The sequence below is a fragment of the Herbaspirillum sp. NPDC087042 genome (genome assembly GCF_044745245.1).
Taxonomy (GTDB): Bacteria; Pseudomonadota; Gammaproteobacteria; order Burkholderiales; family Burkholderiaceae_D; genus Herbaspirillum.
Genome location: NZ_JBIUZW010000001.1, coordinates 387704 through 405466 on the forward strand (window position 1 = coordinate 387704; position 17763 = coordinate 405466).

The following is a 17763-nucleotide window of genomic DNA, read 5'->3' on the forward strand; positions in this document are numbered from 1 at the left end:
ATGGCATTGCGTTGTAGATGCCGCCCCACCCCCACCTCCCGAGGAGCTAGCATGAGCTACAAGTCCATCCTGGTCCATGTCGACCAGTCGCGTCACGCCGCCCAGCGCATCCGCATCGCCGCCGAACTGGCACGCACCCAGCAGGCCCACCTGATCGGCAGTGCCGTCAGCGGCATCTCCAGCTTCATCACCATCGAAGGCGCCGCCTATGTGGCCGCACAGATGGATGGTTTCCGCGACCGCGCCCTGGCCGCCCTGGAGAATTTCGACAAGATCGCCGAGAGCGTCGGCGTGCCTTCGCACGAGAAGCGCTTCGTCGATGACGACGCCGAAGGCGGGCTGGCCCTGCAGGCCCGTTACTCCGATCTGGTGGTGGTGAGCCAGGCCGATCTCGACGACGCCGACGACAGCTTCCTTACCGACCTGCCGGAATACGTGATGCTCAATTCGCCCCGTCCGGTGCTGATCATCCCCAGTGCCGGCGAATTCAAGCACGTCGGCAAGAACGCCCTGATCGCCTGGGACGGCAGCATGGAATCGACCCGTGCCGTCACCGCCGCGCTGCCGCTGCTGCGCCAGGCCGACAACGTGACGGTAGTCATCTTCAACTCCGACAAGCGCCTGGGCACCCACGGCGAGCAGCCGGGCGCCGACATCGCCCTGTACCTGGCTCGGCACGGTGTGAAGGTGGAAGTGGCCCAGGAAAAGACCACCCTGGACATCGGCAATGCCCTGCTCTCGCTGGCGGCCGACAAGGGTTCCGACCTGCTGGTCATGGGCGGCTACGGCCACACCCGCTTCCGTGAAGTGCTGCTGGGCGGTGTGACCCTGACCATCCTCAAGACCATGACCATCCCGGTCCTGATGGCGCACTAAGCCTGTTGTCAGCGCAGGTCTGCCACCGGCCCTTCGCGGGCCGGTGTCTTTTCTGCCTTGAGGCGCGCGCGTTGCTGCAGGCGTGAACGACGCTTGCGCACCCAGATGATCACGCCGGTGACCGACAGCATCGCCACCAGCGCGCCCATGAAGGAAATCAGGATGCGCCCCGGCAAGCCCAGGATGCGCCCCGAATGCAGGGGGAACTGGGCCTGCAGGAAGATATCGCCGGCACTGCCACGGCCCGGCACCCGCCCGCCTTCGTAGGCGCCGGTATTGGCATCGAAGTACAGCCAGGCATTGCCCAGCCCGACGTCACCATGATCGTTGCCCGGCTGGAAGAAGCCCACGCCATAGACCCCGAACATGCCCGAATAGAACACGCCGCCCACCGGATCGGCCAGTCCCATCCGGCGCCCCTGCTCCGCCCCCAGCGCCACCGCCTCTTCGCGCGAGATGCGCGGCTCGCCCACCTTCTCGGGCGCGACCGGTGTACGCGTATCGAAGGGGCCCGGTGTCAGCGTGGAGACGGTCTGCAGCAAGGGCCGCATGACCTGGCGCTCCAGGTTCATCGACACCGAGGTCACCGCCAGGACCAGCAGCAACCCCCACACCCAGACACCACCGGAGCGATGCAGGTCGAAGTTGAGCTTGTGGCCGCCATCGCGCCAGCGGAAGGCAAACGATTTACGCCAGCTGCGCCAGTTGGGGAAGGACAGGTAGAGCGCGATGAAGCAATCCAGTGCCCACACGATACCGATGAGGCCCATCAGCCAGATCCCGGTCTCGATGCCACCCATGTCGGGCAGGTGCATCGTGTAGTGCAGCTTGTAGAGGAAGGGCAGCAGGTTCTCGCGCGAGAGCGAAATGGCGCCCCACATGCGCCGGCCCTGGATCTCGGCCGTCACCGGATCGACCGCGATCTGGTTGTAATCCAGCGCATACGGCTTGCCGGTGGCGGCATCGATGCGCGGCTCCACCATCATGCCGATGGTATGGCCGGGTTCGCTATCGGTGAGCACGTAGGTTACGCGCAAGCGTGGCTCGGCTTCTTCGACCAGACGCGCCAGCGCCAGCCCCGGTTGCGGCGAACCGGCGCCGGGCTGGTCGGCGCTATGGGCGTGGAACAGTTGCGGGTTCAGCCAGGCGTCGAGCTCATGGTCCCAGGAAATCACCGCGCCGGTGGCGCCGGCGATGAACAGGAACACGGCCACGGCCAGGCCGAACCAGCGATGGAGGAGGACTAGCGATGCGCGCATGAGGATGACCTGGCGAAGTAGCTGGGCGAAAAGCAATAGGACGACAGCGGCATCAGAAGTCGACCTTGGCGGTCAGGCTGAAGGTGCGCGGATCGCCGGGCTTGATGTAGTTCTCGTACTGGTACTGCCAGTAGCGCTTGTCCAGCAGGTTGTTGACCGCGACCCGGAAGGTGGTGTCGTACTTGCCGATGCGCGTGGTGTAGCTGGCGCCCAGGTTGAACAGGGTATAGCTGGCCAGCTCGATATCGTTGGCCGCTCGCAGCATGGTGTTGCCGGTGTACTTGGCATCGGCCATCAGTTTCAGGCCAGCCACCTGCGGCACCAGATAGGAAACCTGGGCCGTCGCCATGTTCCTGGGCGCACCCGCCACGCGGTTGCCGTTGTAGGTATTGCCCTTGTCGTACTTGGCATCAAGCAGCATGAGGCTGCCCGCCACCTGCCATTGCTGGGTGGGACGATAGGCCGCCCCCAGCTCCAGGCCCTGGTAGTTGGACTGGCCATCCTGCACCAGCGTATTGTTGAGCGTGTACTCGGCCGCACGCTCGATACGGAATACGGCCGCCGTGGCGCTCCAGCGCTCGTGATCAGTCTTGGCGCCGAGCTCGTATTGCTTGCTCTTGAGCGGATTGAGCTGGCTGCCGTAGTTGCTGTTGGTGATGGCCGGCGTGCCGCCCTGCTCCAGCGATTCCACGTAGCTGGTATAGAGCGTGGTCGAACGATCAGGCTTGAACATCAGCGCCACCGTGGGCGTGAAGGCCGACTTGTCATAGCGCGAGGTCAGGGCCCCGGCCGTGCTGAAGCTGTCCTGGCGGAACTGGTTGTAGCGTCCCCCGGCCAGGACCGACCAGGCCTCCGAGAAGTTGATCGTATCGCTGGCGAACAGTGCCTGCTGGGTGATGATGCCGCTGTGATAGGTCTGCAGGTCGGTCGAGCTGTCGTGGCTGTTGGTGTTCTGCGTATAGAGGTTGCCGGTGCCGATCTGCTGGTAGTACTGCGAGATCGAGTAGTCGTTGACCTGCTTCTGCCAGGAAGCACCCAGCACCAGTTGGTGCTCGAGGGAGCCGGTGCGGGCATTCCCTTCCAACATGGCTTGCCACTGGTCGAAGACATGGCCCTCGCGCGAATCCGAACGCCAGTCCTGGTAGTTGCCCGCGGCATCGGTGAGCATGGCGATGCCCTCGTTGCGGAAGCGCTTGGAGGTGCTGTGGCTATAGCTGAGGTTGGCCTTCCAGTCGGGGTTGATGCGATAGGTCAGGCCGGTCTGGTAGAGCTGGAAGTTGGTATCCAGATGCTGGCCGCCGCCCACCAGGGTCTTGTCGCCGCCGCTGACCACCGAGGGCAGGCGGCTGCCGGTCAGGCTGCTGGTGACGATGGACGGGGTCTGGTCGGTCGAATTGCTGTTTTGCCAGATGGCCTCGAAGTCCCAGGTCAGGTCGCGCGTGAGGCGCGCATCCAGGGCCAGTGACACCGAGTCACGCTGGATACGGCCCTGGTTGAAGGTCTCGCCCTGGTCATGGGTGGCATTGAGGCGGTAGCCGAACATCTGGTCGTTGCCGAAGCGCCCGCCCAGGTCGATATGCTCGGTCCAGATATTGTTGCTGGTAAAGCCCACGCTGACGCTGCGCACGGGGGTCTCGGTGGGTTTCTTGGTGACGTAGTTGATCACGCCGCCCGGGGTGCCGAAACCGTACATGAAGCCCGACGAGCCCTTGAGCAGGTCGATGCGTTCGAAGTGATCGTAGGGCAGTGTCAGGGCATAGCTGAGGAAGGGCTTGCCATCGATGCGGAAGGAATTCTGCCAGTCCGCCGGCAGGCCACGGATGGTGATGTAGGACGCCCAGGCACTATAGCCACCGCTGTTGTCGCTGACCGAGGCATCGTTGTAGAAGATGTCGCCCAGCTTGAGGATCTGCTTGTCGGCCAGCTCGGCCGCGGTCACGCTGGTGACCGAGAATGGCGTATCGAGCAGCGTGCGCGCGCCCAGCGCACCGGCCGAAGACTGCGTCTGCAGGTGCTGCTTGCCCTCCCCCTCGGCCGACACGGTCACGACGGGCAATTGCTTGTCATCGGCGTCCGGGGTTGTCGACTGGGCCTGTGCCAGCAGCGGCGAACCGGCCAGCGCCATGGTCACGAAGACCGGGCGCAAGGCACGGCACATGGCACGCGGACGCGCGCCGAGGGAGGAATGCAGGGTCAAGGAGGGGCCTTTTTTGTCTATATTTTTAAATACGAACAAGAATAGTTCTTATTTATTTTATGAAATATGACAAAAAAAGGGAACAGGTCTTACACAATTTCTCACGAGGTGGCCTGCGTTGCCAAACGCACAAGTGCCCGAGGAACCGCGGGGAGCGTGGCCGCAGCCCTCACCCCGCCGCGATCTTCCCGAGGATTTCCTGCAGCTGATCGATATCGTAAGGCTTGGGCAAGGAGTGCGACGGGAAGCCCACATTGCGTGCCACCATCGCCCCATAGCCCGATGCGAAGATCACCGAGATCTCCGGGAAACGCGCCAGCGCGCCCTTGGCCAGTTCCACGCCGGACATGCCGGGCAGGTTGACGTCCGTGAAAAGCACATCGAAGGCCTGCTCCCCCAGCGCCTGCTGGGCGTCTTCACCGCTGGCCACGCCCCTGGCCTGGTGGCCCAGCGTCTCCAGCAGTTCGCACACCAGTTGCTGCGAGTCGATATTGTCCTCCACCACCAGCAGGCGCAATCCGGCCACCGCGGTGGCACCGGGCTGTCCATGCAGCTCTGCCGCACCGCTGCCATCGGTGGTGCCATAGGCCTGCTGCTCCAGCGCGACCGGCGATACATCCGCCTGGCGCTGCCAGTCGGCAACCGGCAATTTGTGGATGGTCGCCGAGCCCTGCTCACGCTCGCGGGCCATCTGGGACAGGCCGATACGCTGCGCCCGGTTCGACAACAGGTGACGGATGCGCCGCGCCAGCTGGTTGATGCGGTAAGGCTTGGAGAGCAGCTCCACGCCCGCATCCAGCCGCCCTTCATGGACGATGGCGTCGCGCGGATAGCCGGAGGTGAACAGGATCTCGATATCCGGCAACCATTGCCTTGCCTGACGCGCCAGTTCGGTCACGGCCACGCTGCCTGGCATCACCACATCGGTAAACATCAGGTCGATCGGCATGCCGCTCTGCAAGATGGCCAGCGCACGATCGCCGTTGTCGGCCTTGAGCACACGATAGCCCAGCGAGGAGAGTGTATCGATGACCGTCAGCTGCAGGTTGGCGTCGTCTTCCACCACCAGGATGGTCTCGTCGCCACCACGAACTTCCATCTCGCGATGATCCTCGATCAGCACCTCTTCATCGACGCAGCGCGGGAAGTAGATACGGATGGTCGTGCCCTTGCCCGGCTCGCTGTGCAGGCTGATGTGGCCCTTGCTCTGCTTGACGAAGCCATAGGCCATGGACAGGCCCAGTCCGCTGCCCTCGCCTTCCCGCTTGGTGGTGAAGAAGGGCTCGAAGGCACGCTCGCGTACCTCCGGTGACATCCCCGCGCCATTATCGGAGATCTGCAGTTCGACATAGTCGCCCGCCGTCAGGTCGGCCTGCGACAGGAAACCCGGATCGCTCAGTTGCACATTGTCGATCTGCACCGTCAGGCGGCCGCCGCTAGGCATGGCGTCGCGCGCGTTGATGGCGGTATTGATGATCAGGTTCTCGACCTGATTGGGGTCCAGCATGGTATTCCACAGCTCACGCGTGACCACCGTGGAAATCTCGATGTGCTCACCCACGGCGCGACGCAGCAGGTCTTCCATGTTCTGTACCACGCGTTCGAGATTGATGCTGCGCGGCTGCAGCGGCTGGCGCCGCGCAAAGGCCAGCAGTTGCGACGACAGCTTGGCGCCCCGGTCGACGGCGCCGGTGGCGATACGGATGCGCTGTCGGCCGCGCTCGTCCAGTTGCGGATCCGATTGCAGCAATTGCAGGTTGCCACCGATGATCTGCAGGACATTGTTGAAGTCATGCGCCACCCCACCGGTGAGCTGCCCCACCGCCTCCATCTTCTGCATCTGCCGCAAGGCCGCCTCGGCGCGACTGCGTTCGACGATTTCCTCGACCACGCGCTGCTCCAGCGTATCGTTCAGTTCGCGCAGCGCTTCCTCGGCGCGGCGGCGTTCGGTGATGTCGGTGGAGACCGCGATCATGGCTTGCGGCCGGCCCTCGGCATCGACGATGCGACTGATGTCGCTGGACACCCAGAAGGTCGAGCCATCCGGCCGCAGGTAGCGCTTCTCCAGCGTGAAGGAGCGACCATCGACGATGCTGCGATTGAACAGCGACATGTTCATCGGCACGTCATCGGGATGGGTGACGTCGGCCAGGGTCATCTGCAGCAGCTCTTCTTCGCTGCGGCCGAGCATGCGGCACAGCGCCTTGTTCACGCGCAGATAGCGGCCATGCAGGTCCAGTTCGGAGAAGCATACCGAGGCCTGGTTGAAGATGGCGGTGAGACGGTTCTCGCTCCAGGACAGGGCCTGCATGCCGCGCCTGCGCTCGGTCAGGTCCACGAAGGTACACAGCGCGCCCTGCAGGCGGCCATCCTGCCAGACCGGATGGGTCTGGTATTGCACCGGGAAACTGCTGCCATCGACACGCAGGAAATTCTCGTTGTCCACCTGTGCGCTCACCCCCTCGCGCGCGGCCTTGAGCACGGCGCATTCGGTGCAGCTGACCGCCGCCGCCTCGGCTGGCACCGTGATCACTTCATGCAAGGCGCGGCCCAGCACCTCCTTCTCGCTGGCATAGCCCAGCATGCGCAGGAAGGCGGCGTTGCATAGCGTGATGGTGCCATCACGGTCGATGGAGAAGAAACCCTGGTCGGTGGAATCCAGCAGCTGCCGCACGAAGGCATTGTTGGCACGCACGCTGGCCTCGGAAGCCGCCAGCGCCTGCTCCATCAGCTTGCGTGAGGTGACATCGAAGACCACCCCCGCATAGCGGGTGCCGGCCCGTGGATCGTCCTGCACCATCTCGCCCTTGCGCGCCAGCCAGCGTTGCTGGCCGTCGGGACGGGTGATGTGGTACTCGGTGTATTCAAGCGGATTCCTGCGCGCGGGCTCCTTGATGGTGGCCGTCCCCAGGTTGGGATGGAACTGCTCGTCGATCATGGCCACCAGATCTGCTGCCCTGACCTCGCCGCTGGCCTCCAGGCCCCACAGCCGGCGGAAGCGATCCGATACCGACAGCTTGTCCGTCTGCGGAAACCACTCGAAGATGCCAATGCCGCCGGCCCGATCGACGATGCGCAAACGCTCTTCGGCGACCACGCGCTCGGTGACGTCATGCCCTTCGATGAGTATGCCCTCGACCTGCCCGCCATCATCCGTGATGGGCTGCAAGGCCAGTTCCAGCACGACGCCGGCGTAGGGGCTGTCGTCCTCGCGACGCAGGAACAGGCGCAGTCCATGCACCAGATGAGGCTGGCCACGTTCGCGCACCTGGTCCAGCAGCTTGAAGAGTTGCCCATCCAGGAGTTCGGGCAAGGCCTCGCGCGCCGGCAGGCCCACCAGCGGACGTCGCCCCAGCAGCCTGGCACAGGCTTCGTTGACGCTTTCGAACACATGCTGCGCACCGCGCACCACGGCCTTGAAACCAGGCGAAGGCCCCATCAGCGCATGCAACAGGCCATCCTGCCGCACCGGTCTTGCTGCGCCATTCCGGGCCACACCCTGCCATGTGCACAGCACACCAGCGGGTACGGCGGCATCGTCTTGCGGGATGGGCATGCAGGAGATTTCTTCGGATGCCTGGCCGGTGCTCGCCGCCAACATGACGGTACGCTGCTGCTGGCCACTGGCAAAGACGGCGTCGATCGTCGACCTCAGCAATGCCGCCATGCCGCTGGCATCGTCGCCCCACAGGGACGCACTGCCGAGGGGCGCATTGTCAAGGGGGGCCCCGAAGAGCGCCGGATGCGCACTGCCCAGCCGCGACGCCAGGGTATCGTTGTAGAGCATGTTGCGGGCGGCGCCCCAGACCAGCAGCATCGGCGTAGAGGATTGCAGCGTGATGGCCAGCGCAGCGCGCAGCGCCGGCGACCAGCCTGCCGGCTCACCCAGCGCGTTTGCCGTCCAGTCGGACGTGGAAAGAATGTGCGCGGCCAGGCCACCGTCGCGCAACCAGGAGAGTTCTGCCATGTCGTGAAACGTACCTTTTGCCTTGCGTTGAGCATTGAGGTCTGTTGATGGCGGTCTCGCACCATCCTGCCTGCGCATGTTCATGGTTGTTGTATGCGTCCGTATCCTCATCCCGGCATCACCAGAAGAGAGCAGCTCTCTCCGGGACCGGTATAGCCCTGCGAAGCATCACCGGTCGGTCACCGGCGCGCTCGATTATACGGGAAGCGGGTAGCGCGGCACGCCCCCTGTCTCAGCCCGCGAAAAACACCGTGCCGATGGCAACATCAGTCCTGGCAAGGCTTTGCGGGAGCCTCCTGTTTTCCTACAAGACGTTGCGCCACTCTCCTACACGCGCGACCCGGCGCATTGCCGGGCTCACGCATGGCGGCGCTCAACCGGATTTCTTTTTCTGGGCCCGCTCTTCGCGCAGCAGGCGATTGAGCTCGGCCAGTTCCTGTACCGCATCCTGCGTCAGGATCACCGGTTCGTTGGCATGATAGGCACGACCGCCAAGCCGGCCATTCATGCCGATGTAGGCACGCGCGCAGCGGCGCCGGTAGGCCAGGATATCTTCTTCGCCATGCAGTGGCGGGCCGGCGGCATCCTGGCCTGGATCAGGATAGGCGACGCGCGTATCATCCTCGCGCTCGTCGACCCTGTCCGGTTCCGGGACATGCCCGGCCTGGGTGGGAATGTGGTTGCCGATGTGGTTGCAATACGCCGTCCAGTCGCCTTGCTGGATGGCGATCTGGAGTTCGGACGAATGGGCGGAATCAGACTTGTCCATGAGGCTACCCTGCTCAAAGTACCGGCACATGCAGCGTGCACCGGGCTGGTTGCAACGTAAGCTTGACAGATACGGCACCGTACCTGATCCCGCAAGGCAAGCGCGCATCACCAGCGTGGTGCGCAAGCCGCGCGGAGGGTCCGGCACGACGATCGATTGCTTCCCTGAACTTCATCGCCAGCATACTGATTGACTCCCTGTGCTATCCCGTACGCTGCGCTTTCCGACGACTTCATTTTATCCCGAACGCGCAAAACTGGAAGAGCGGCGTGAGGGACACATCGCATGCGCAGTGCCTGTTTTTTCTTCGCATCATCCTCGGACGTTTCCAGCCGGCAGCATGACACCGGACTTGCACCGTTCCGGTCTGCCGACACGCAGCGCCACTATCCTCCAGATCGCTGCACAATGACGGCGATTTCCACGGCGATATTAGGACCGGGTACGGATGAGTCCTATCGGACGCCGCCGGATAAACGTGTAGGACAAAGCGAAAGCGGTCGCACTGGCGAGACAGGACGGATCGCTCTGCCCCTCTCTGCTGACGATAAAAAATGGGATGCTGACGCACGCAAACAACATGGCACGCCCGTGCTGCCTGCGGCGCCGTTTCCCTGTGACAAGGATTGCTGCGACCCCGATACGAGGCCATCACCACTGCTCAAGGCGACGGCGACGCGGCATCCGACAGCAAGGGCAGGACGACATGGAAGCTCGCCCCCTGGCCGTGGCCGGCGCTCTCGGCGCGCATGCGTCCGCCATGCGACTCCACCAGCTGGCGTGCAATCGACAGGCCCAGTCCCAGCCCGCCCGTGTTGCGCATACCGTGATCGTTGTCCTGGCTGAAGCGTTCGAAGACATGCGCCAGAAACGCCGGTTCGATGCCTTCGCCGTTGTCGGTCACCACCAGCTCAAGTTCGTCACCCCGCGGGTGCAACGTCACCGAAACCTGCCCCTGTCGCGGCGTGAACTTGATGGCATTGGTCAGCAGATTCCATACCACCTGCTGCAGGCGCGCCGGATCGCCAAGCATCAGCGTGCCAGCGGCCAGGTCGGTGGTGATGCCGATTTCCTTGGCGTTCGCAGCCGCCTGCACCGTACCGATGGTCTCCAGCACCACGGCCGCCAGGTCCATGCGTTGCACCTCCATGCGCAGCTTGCCGGAGAGGATGCGACTCATGTCCAGCAACTCCTCCACCATCTGCGACTGTGCAATGGCATTGCGCTCGATGACCTCCAGGCCGCGGCGCAACTGTTCCGGATCGGATGCGTCGCGCAGCAGGTATTGCACCCAGCCGAGGATGGCGTTGAGGGGCGTGCGCAATTCGTGCGACAGCGTCGCCACGAACTCATCCTTCAGGCCGATCATGCGCTCGGCCTGCAAGCGTGTCGCCTGCTCCGCCTGCCGTTGCAGCGCCAGCTGCTGCAGCACGCGCTCGACCGCCTCGGGCAGGTAATCCAGATAATCGCTGGTCTTGGGCAAGACATCGGCCACGCCAGCGCGCAGGGCTTCGATGATGCGCAACTCGTCCGACACCCCCGAGACCATGATGGCGGGGATGCCGATCCCCTCAGCGCGCAGTCCCCTGAAGAAATCCAGGCCGCTATCGAGTGCCTGCAGGTTGTAGTCGACGATGAGCAGGTCCGGCAACTCCAGGGCCACGGCCTCGCGCGCCGCCTCCGACTGGGCCACCGCGGTCACGCGGTGGCCATGCTTGCGTAACACCCGGCTGGCCAGCGCCAGCAGGCCATCATCGTCTTCCAGGATCAGAACATGGGCAGCACTGGCGGTCATTGCGATTCGGTTCCCTTCTGGCTCGCCGCCAGTACCGGCAGCTTGACCACCTGCAGGAAGAAGCCCAGGCGACGTACTGCCTCAATGAAGTCGTCGTATTCCACCGGCTTGGTGATGTAGACGTTGCAGCCATACTCGTAGCAGCGCCCGATCTCGCGCGGATCGTCGGTGGTGGTCAGCATGATGACGGGAATGGCACTGGTGCTCACATCCTCCTTCATCCGCTTCAGCACCTCGACCCCATTGACGCGGGGCATATTCACGTCCAGCAGCACCACGACCTGCTGCAGGTCACCGCGACTGGTACCCCCCTCGAAGAAATGATCCAGTGCCTCCTGGCCATCCCTGAAGCGCATGAAGCCATTGACCAGGCCGGCACGCCGGAGATTCTTTTCCACCAGGACGGCATGGCCGTCGTCGTCTTCGACCAGGATGATATTGACGCTCTGCTCAGTAGCCATGATGTCTTTCCCGCTCCACTTGATTGATTGTCCGTCCGGCCTGCTATCAGGATGAGGCCGGCGCCTGTGCCTGCAGGGCCAGGAAGAAGCAACTGCCCTGCCCCTGAACCGACTCCACCCAGATACGCCCTCCATGCCGCTCCACCACGCGCTTGACCAGCGCCAGGCCGATCCCCTCGCCTGGCGCGGCATTGCCATGCAGGCGCTGGAAGGCGATGAACATCTTGCCCATGTAGGCCGCCGGGATACCCAGGCCGTTGTCGCGCACGAAGAAGGTCACCAGTCCCGGTTCAGCCGCTGCCTGCTCGCCCTTGGCAAGGCCGAGCGTGATCTGGCCGGGGCGCGCGGGATCCAGGTAGTTGACCGCATTGCCCACCAGGTTGCCGAAGACCTGCTCAATGGCCGTCGGGTCGCCCCAGGCTGCCGGCAGACCGGGTTCGATCTCCACCACGGCGCCCTTGGCGCGTATGCTGCCGCTCATGGCGGCGATGATGCGCTGGCCAATGGCATTGATATCCAGCAGCACCGGCTGGAACTCCACCCGCCCCACGCGCGAGAGCCGCAGCATGGCATCGATGATGCCGGCCGAGCGCGTGACCGCATTCTGGATGAAGCGCAGCGAGGTATCGATATCGTCCTGCACCAGCGTGCGCAGCCTGGACTTGTCCGCTTCCGGCACGTCCAGGCGCTCCACCTCGCCGACCAGGTCGCGGGTGGCATGGGTGATTTCCTTGCTGAATCCCTGCAGGTTGACCAATGGCGAGCGCAGGTCATGCGAGACGCTGTAGATGAACATCTCGTTGTCCTGGGTCTGCTGGCGCAGGTCGGTATTGACCTCGGCCAGTTCGGCGGCGCGGTGCTCCAGCTCGGCGCGATAGATCAGCGCCAGCCGCGAAGCCTCGTTGAGGCGCTCGCTGCTGCGATGCAGGGCATTGTCAAGCTGGCAGATCTCGTCGTCGCCACCGACCCGCGCGGCCAGCACCTGGCCGTCGGCCAGCCGCTGGGCATTGTCGGTCAGGATGGCGATGCGGCGGCCGATACTGCGGGTGAAGGCCAGCGAGGCCAGTCCTGCTGTCACGATGGAGCCGAGCACGGCGGCGATCAACAGCCAGGTCTGGGAGGTCCGCGCCGCCTGCACTGCCTCGTTGCGCAGCACGCCCAGGTGCCGTTCTTCGGCGATGAAGCTGTTGAGGCGATTCAGGAAACTGGTGAGCCGGTGCGGCCCCTGTTCATCACGCAACTGGCGTACCAGATCATCGCGCTGCCCCCGTTGCATCAGGGCGCGGGCACTGTCGGCCCAGCTGCGGTATTGACCGATGGCGGCGTGGATCTCGCGCACCAGCGCCGACTGCGAAGGATTGTCGGACACCAGCCGGGCGAGCTCACCGACCTTGATCTCCAGGTCCGCCCACATCTCGGGACGGCCGATCGGCTCGGATTGGTCCAGCAGGATGGCATTGCGAATGCGGGCTGACTCCACCAGCATGGGTTCGCGCACCTCGGCGGCCTGATTGATCACCTGCGCCGAATGCGCGGCCCAGCGCTCGGCCTCTGCTGCATCTGCCTGCGACTTGAACAAGCTTGCCAGCAGCAGCACCTCGAACAGGCTGGGAATGGCAACGATCAGCAAGCCCTTGGTCAGTAGTTTCATGTGCCCTCGTCCGCTGGATAGCCTGCTCTCTGGCGCGGCCCTGCCTGCTGCCCAGCGCCCCCTATCGGCATTGCTGTACCGCTGCACATCATAGTGCCACCGCATCGGAAATGCAGACCTGGCAGATCACCATCGCGGTGGGTGCATTTCTGGTAATCAATTATTACGGTCAATTATAAACTCACAAAGACACACTGCGTCCATGGTGTCCGCGTCTGCTGATCCCACAACGTAAAAAAGCCCGAAGACACAAGGTCTCCGGGCCGACATGCATCGTCTGTCCAGCAAATGAACGGGCGCTATGTCCGTGTCACGGCAGTCGCCTGCGTTCTGTGCGCTCAGGCAGCCCTGGCGTGCGTCCCCCACGGACGGTTGCAGGCACGATAGCGGTGGATCAGGGCATTGGTAGAACTGTCGTGATGCAGGGGCTGCTGGTGATCGATCAACTGGCGCGCCGTACGCTTGGCCAATTGCTTGCCCAGCTCCACGCCCCATTGGTCGAAGGAATCGATATTCCAGATCACGCCCTGGGTAAAGACGCTGTGCTCGTACAGGGCCACCAGCGACCCCAGACTATAGGGCGTGAGGCGATCGAGCAGCATGCTGTTGCTGGGCCGGTTACCATCGAAGACGCGATGTGGCACCAGCGCCTCGGGCGTCCCTTCCTCGCGCACCTGCTGGGCATTCTTGCCAAACGCCAGCGCCTCGCCCTGGGCGAACATGTTGGCCATCAGCCAGTCATGTTGCTGACCCAGTGCTTCCAGCGGGCGGCAGAAGCCGATGAAATCGCAAGGCACCAGTTGCGTCCCCTGATGCAGCATCTGGTAGAACGAATGCTGGCCGTTGATGCCATTGTCGCCCCAGTAGACCGGCGAGGTCTGGTAGTCAAGCTGCTGGCCGTTGACGCTGATGTGCTTGCCATTGCTCTCCATGGTCAGCTGCTGCAGGTAGGCCGGCAGCCGCTTGAGATACTGGCTGTAAGGCAGCACCGCCTGACTGGCCGCGCCAAAGAAATTGGTGTACCACACCGTGAGCATGCCCAGGATGGCCGGCAGGTTGCGCTCCAGCGGCGTGCTGCGGAAATGTTCGTCCATTGCATGAAAGCCGGCCAGCAATTCACGGAAGTGCTGCGGCCCGATGGCGATCATGGTGGAGAGACCAATGGCACTGGTCATCGAATAGCGTCCACCGACCCAGTCCCAGAAACCGAACATGTTGCGCGGATCGATGCCGAAGCGGCTGGCCTCCTCGATATTGGTGGTCACCGCCACGAAGTGGCGCGCCACGGCCTGTTCATCGCCCAGTTGCTGCACCAGCCACTGGCGCGCGGCGTTGGCGTTGGTAATGGTTTCCAGGGTCGTGAAGGTCTTGGAACAGACCACGAACAGGGTCTCCTGCGCCGGCAGCTCGCGCACCGTTTCCAGCAAGGCCGCACCATCCACATCCGAGAGGAAATGCAGCGACAGCTCGCGCTGGCTGTAATGGCGCAAGGCCTCATGCGCCATCATCGGCCCCAGGTCGGAGCCACCGATGCCGATATTGACCACATGGCGGATCGGCCGCCCGGTATGGCCCAGCCACTGGCCATTGCGTACCTGCGTGGCAAAGGCTTCCATGCGCCCCAGTACCTCCTGCACCTGGGCCACCACGTCCTCGCCATCGACCACCAGATGCTCCTGGGCCGGCATGCGCAAGGCCGTGTGCAGCACCGAACGGTCCTCGGTGTGATTGATGCGATCGCCACGGAACATGGCGTCGATACGATCCTGCAGACCGCACTGGCGCGCCAGCTGCATCAGCAGCGCCATGGTCTCGCTGGTGACCAGATTCTTGGAATAGTCCAGGTAGATCCCCACCGCTTCGGCAGTGAAGCGCTCACCGCGTTTGTCATCGGCGGCAAACAGCCGGTCAAGACGGAAATGGCGGGCGCGCTCGCGATGATGTTCCTGCAGCGCGATCCATGCGCTCTTTGCCGTCAGGTCGTCCTTCTGGGCATACACGAACAGCGGCAACTGCAGATCGGCGGCGGGTAAGGTCGTCATGGGGAGGGCTCCTTGGGCTGGATGTTCTGGAGTGTGAGAGCGGGATTTCTGGTGCGGCGCGTCAGCACTTCTTTCAGGCTGCATCAACATCAGAAATACGCGCAAGCTCACTGATTCCGGTGACATCGGGTGGCGTGAATCACCCGCTACACGCCCAGCCAGTGGGCCGGACGGCATGCAGGGCTTGAGCGATGTTAGCGGTGCTCCGGCGCCAGCCAACATAGGACTGAGGCCCATTTGCCTGTAGGAAAAGCGGCAATTGCTGCTTTGCAACAAACGGTCAGGCACAAGCATCAGGCAAGCCGGAAAAACCTCTGTCAGCCCTGGCCAGCATTGCCTTTCCGGAGGTCAGCAAGTGACAGCCCCTGAGCATTTTCAGGGACTACTCTGCACGCATTGGCGAGCAATTGTGCCGCCATGTCCGAGGAGATGATCATGTTCATGAATCCGGTATCGGTGCCACGCAATCACCCACCCGTACAGGTCAGTTCCAGCGTCAATACCAATGTCAGTACGCAGCCGGTACAACCTCCGCCCAAGATCAATGTCCGCAATTGTGCGAAGGGATCGCGATACATTTCCGCGACGTCCTGGAGGCAAACGTGAAAGCCCTTTTTGCACTTCACGCCTGCTGTTCTCTGGCCATGTTTCTTCCATCACCCCAATCGCTCAAGACCATCACGATCACGAAATCTCCGGTGACAGCGCAGGCACCTGCTGCCGGATTGCGCCAGGCAGCAATAGACGGGCGGGATCAGGCCGACACTGCTGCATTGCCGTCATTCCTACACGCAAATCAGCCACGGGCCACCTGTTGCAGTGCAACCAGAACGGCTACCCTGCCCTCATCGTCCGACCCGCTCCTGCTGACGGTGGCAGGCGGGCCGACACGGCATTTTCATCCCTTGGAGATCATCATGTCGCAACTCAAGCATCCTTCCCACGGCGCGCTCGGTGCCCCCGCCACGGCCCTGCCGGAGCACGTCGCCGGCGCGCCTGACCAGGCGCTCCAGCACGTCAACGAGGACGTCGCTGCGGCGCGTCATCTGACGGCCATCCGCATCCGTGGTCAGCTGGCCGAACCCGACGGCGAGGCTTCTCCGGCCTGATCCGTAGCGAAACTGACCGCCCCGGCGCAGCTGGCCGCGCTCAGCGCAAGCCCAGCCGCCGCGCCAGCCGGTTGAGGTTGGCGCGGTCCAGCCCCAGTTCGCGGGCGGTGGCGGCGAAGTTGCCGCCATGGCGCTGCAGGCTCTGCTCCACCAGCCCGCGTTCATACCCCTCGACCCGCTCGCGCAGACTCCCTGCCGACGTCGGCTCGCCCTCCTCCGGCACGGCCGCACCGGGCTGCGTCGCCGCTTCTGCCGCGTGTAGTTCCAGCGCGGCTGCATCCAGCGTCAGGATCGCCGGACGTGTCTTGTGCGCCGCCAGGGCTCGCAGGGCGCTACGTCCCACCAGGTGCTCCAGCTCGCGGATATTGCCCGGCCATGGATAGTCCAGCAGCGCACGCTGCGCATCGGCCGACAGGCGCAGGCTGGCCAGGCCCAGCCGTGCGCGGTTCTCCTCCAGGAAATAACCCGCCAGCAGCAGCACGTCACGACCGCGCTCCCGCAACGGCGGCACACGGATCGGGAAGACCGAGAGCCGATGGTAGAAGTCGGCCCGGAAATGTCCGCGCTTGACCTCCTCGGCCAGGTCGCGATTGGTGGCAGCGATCAGACGCACATCGACGCGATGTTCGCGGTCCGAACCGACCCGCTGCAACTGCCCGCTCTGCAGCACGCGCAAGAGCTTGGCCTGCACGGCCAGCGGCAACTCGCCCACCTCGTCGAGGAACAGGGTACCGCCATCGGCCATCTCGAACTTGCCGCGCCGGTCCGCCACCGCGCCCGAGAAGGCACCCCGCACATGGCCGAACAATTCGCTCTCCACCAGGGTGTCGGGCAAGGCCGCACAGTTGAGGCTGACCATAGGCTTGTGCGCACGCGGCGAGGCTGCATGCAGGGCATGCGCGACCAGCTCCTTGCCGGTGCCGGTCTCTCCTGCCACCAGCACGGTCATGTCGCTGGGGGCGGCCATGCGGATTTCTTCCATCAGCTGACGCTGCGCGGGGCTCTGCCCGATCAGCTCGCGCTTGCCCTGGCTCTCTTCCAGCCCTTGCCGGTAGAGCTCGGCGCGCTGGCGCGCCTGCTCACCGGCTTGCGCCAGATCGCTGATGCGCTCGGCCACGTTGACGGTGGCCGCGGCCAGCGCCGCGAAGGCCTGCAACGAGGCCATGTCCACGCCATCGAAACGACCGCGCCCCAGGGCATCGAGAGTCAGCAAGCCCCAGGGCCGACCGTTGACGGCCAGCGCACAGCCCATGCAGTCATGCACTTCGAGCTGGCCGGAGTGGAGGTCGTTGAGCCCATCGACCAGGCCATCGTAAGGGTCAGGCAAGGGCGAGTCGGCGGCAAAGCGGGTCGGCGTGGCATTGGATAACAGGATGCCGAAACGCGGGTGGTCGGCCACGCGGAAGCGTCTACCCAGCGTGTCGCCGGCCAGCCCATCAATGGCCAGTGGCACCAGGATCTCGCCTTCCAGGCGCAGCAGGGCCGCCGCATCGCAAGGAAAGAGCGTGCGCATGGTGTGCAGCAGGCGTCGATAGCGCTCGCGGTCATCGATCTCGCGCGAGAGGTCGGCCACCAGCGGCAGCAAGGCATCCAACAGCACTTTTGAGGTCATTATGACTACCCATCCCAGAATAAGG

At 64.0% G+C, this 17763-nt stretch carries 11 protein-coding genes; 2 read left to right on the forward strand and 9 right to left on the reverse strand.

The window, feature by feature from the left end:
- Window positions 1-51 precede the first annotated feature (51 nt).
- A complete protein-coding gene (locus ACIPHN_RS01735) occupies window positions 52-876 on the forward strand; it encodes a universal stress protein (protein WP_400431842.1) in 825 nt (274 codons plus the stop codon).
- A gap of 8 nt (window positions 877-884) precedes the next feature.
- Here ACIPHN_RS01735 and ACIPHN_RS01740 read toward each other — a convergent pair whose 3' ends face one another.
- From ACIPHN_RS01740 to pgi, 8 genes are all read right to left on the reverse strand, one after another.
- Window positions 885-2135 (reverse strand): PepSY-associated TM helix domain-containing protein, encoded by a 1251-nt coding sequence (locus ACIPHN_RS01740; RefSeq protein WP_400431844.1) that lies wholly within the window; start codon window positions 2133-2135, stop codon window positions 885-887.
- Window positions 2136-2187: 52 nt separating this feature from the next.
- The gene (locus tag ACIPHN_RS01745; RefSeq protein WP_400433143.1) at window positions 2188-4293 is read right to left on the reverse strand and encodes a TonB-dependent siderophore receptor; all 2106 of its coding nucleotides are present in this window, start codon (window positions 4291-4293) and stop codon (window positions 2188-2190) included.
- Between the two features lie 208 nt (window positions 4294-4501).
- On the reverse strand, window positions 4502-8299 hold the full coding sequence (locus tag ACIPHN_RS01750) for a PAS domain S-box protein (protein WP_400431847.1): 3798 nt from the start codon (window positions 8297-8299) through the stop codon (window positions 4502-4504).
- Window positions 8300-8672: 373 nt separating this feature from the next.
- Entirely contained in the window at window positions 8673-9068 is a 396-nt protein-coding gene (locus ACIPHN_RS01755) for a hypothetical protein (RefSeq protein WP_400431850.1), read from the reverse strand.
- 661 nt (window positions 9069-9729) lie between these two features.
- Window positions 9730-10863, reverse strand: coding sequence for an ATP-binding protein (locus ACIPHN_RS01760; RefSeq protein ID WP_400431852.1), 1134 nt, complete (start codon window positions 10861-10863; stop codon window positions 9730-9732).
- Window positions 10860-11324 (reverse strand): response regulator, encoded by a 465-nt coding sequence (locus tag ACIPHN_RS01765; RefSeq protein ID WP_400431855.1) that lies wholly within the window; start codon window positions 11322-11324, stop codon window positions 10860-10862. The genes ACIPHN_RS01760 and ACIPHN_RS01765 overlap by 4 nt, the downstream gene beginning before the upstream one ends.
- Window positions 11325-11370: 46 nt before the next feature.
- Window positions 11371-12975, reverse strand: a complete 1605-nt coding sequence (locus ACIPHN_RS01770; protein WP_400431858.1) for an ATP-binding protein — start codon at window positions 12973-12975, stop codon at window positions 11371-11373.
- A 338-nt stretch (window positions 12976-13313) separates the two neighbouring features.
- Window positions 13314-15017, reverse strand: a complete 1704-nt coding sequence (gene pgi, locus ACIPHN_RS01775; protein ID WP_400431861.1) for a glucose-6-phosphate isomerase — start codon at window positions 15015-15017, stop codon at window positions 13314-13316.
- Window positions 15018-15934: 917 nt separating this feature from the next.
- Between pgi and ACIPHN_RS01780 the strand changes: the two genes are divergently transcribed.
- Window positions 15935-16126: a hypothetical protein gene (locus ACIPHN_RS01780; RefSeq protein WP_400431864.1), complete on the forward strand. Its 192-nt coding sequence runs from the start codon at window positions 15935-15937 to the stop codon at window positions 16124-16126.
- Window positions 16127-16166: 40 nt separating this feature from the next.
- On the opposite strand, the gene norR is transcribed toward ACIPHN_RS01780, so the two are convergent.
- The gene (gene norR / locus ACIPHN_RS01785; protein WP_400431867.1) at window positions 16167-17738 is read right to left on the reverse strand and encodes a nitric oxide reductase transcriptional regulator NorR; all 1572 of its coding nucleotides are present in this window, start codon (window positions 17736-17738) and stop codon (window positions 16167-16169) included.
- Window positions 17739-17763: the final 25 nt, after the last annotated feature.

Excerpts from the sequence above, each read along its gene's own strand:
- ACIPHN_RS01770 (WP_400431858.1), bottom strand. The coding sequence starts at position 12,975 with ATGAAACTACTGACCAAGGGCTTGCTGATCGTTGCCATTCCCAGCCTG.
- ACIPHN_RS01780 (WP_400431864.1), top strand. The coding sequence starts at position 15,935 with ATGTCGCAACTCAAGCATCCTTCCCACGGCGCGCTCGGTGCCCCCGCC.
- ACIPHN_RS01740 (WP_400431844.1), bottom strand. The coding sequence starts at position 2,135 with ATGCGCGCATCGCTAGTCCTCCTCCATCGCTGGTTCGGCCTGGCCGTG.
- ACIPHN_RS01735 (WP_400431842.1), top strand. The coding sequence starts at position 52 with ATGAGCTACAAGTCCATCCTGGTCCATGTCGACCAGTCGCGTCACGCC.
- pgi (WP_400431861.1), bottom strand. The coding sequence starts at position 15,017 with ATGACGACCTTACCCGCCGCCGATCTGCAGTTGCCGCTGTTCGTGTAT.
- ACIPHN_RS01750 (WP_400431847.1), bottom strand. The coding sequence starts at position 8,299 with ATGGCAGAACTCTCCTGGTTGCGCGACGGTGGCCTGGCCGCGCACATT.
- norR (WP_400431867.1), bottom strand. The coding sequence starts at position 17,738 with ATGACCTCAAAAGTGCTGTTGGATGCCTTGCTGCCGCTGGTGGCCGAC.
- ACIPHN_RS01765 (WP_400431855.1), bottom strand. The coding sequence starts at position 11,324 with ATGGCTACTGAGCAGAGCGTCAATATCATCCTGGTCGAAGACGACGAC.
- ACIPHN_RS01745 (WP_400433143.1), bottom strand. The coding sequence starts at position 4,293 with ATGTGCCGTGCCTTGCGCCCGGTCTTCGTGACCATGGCGCTGGCCGGT.
- ACIPHN_RS01760 (WP_400431852.1), bottom strand. The coding sequence starts at position 10,863 with ATGACCGCCAGTGCTGCCCATGTTCTGATCCTGGAAGACGATGATGGC.
- ACIPHN_RS01755 (WP_400431850.1), bottom strand. The coding sequence starts at position 9,068 with ATGGACAAGTCTGATTCCGCCCATTCGTCCGAACTCCAGATCGCCATC.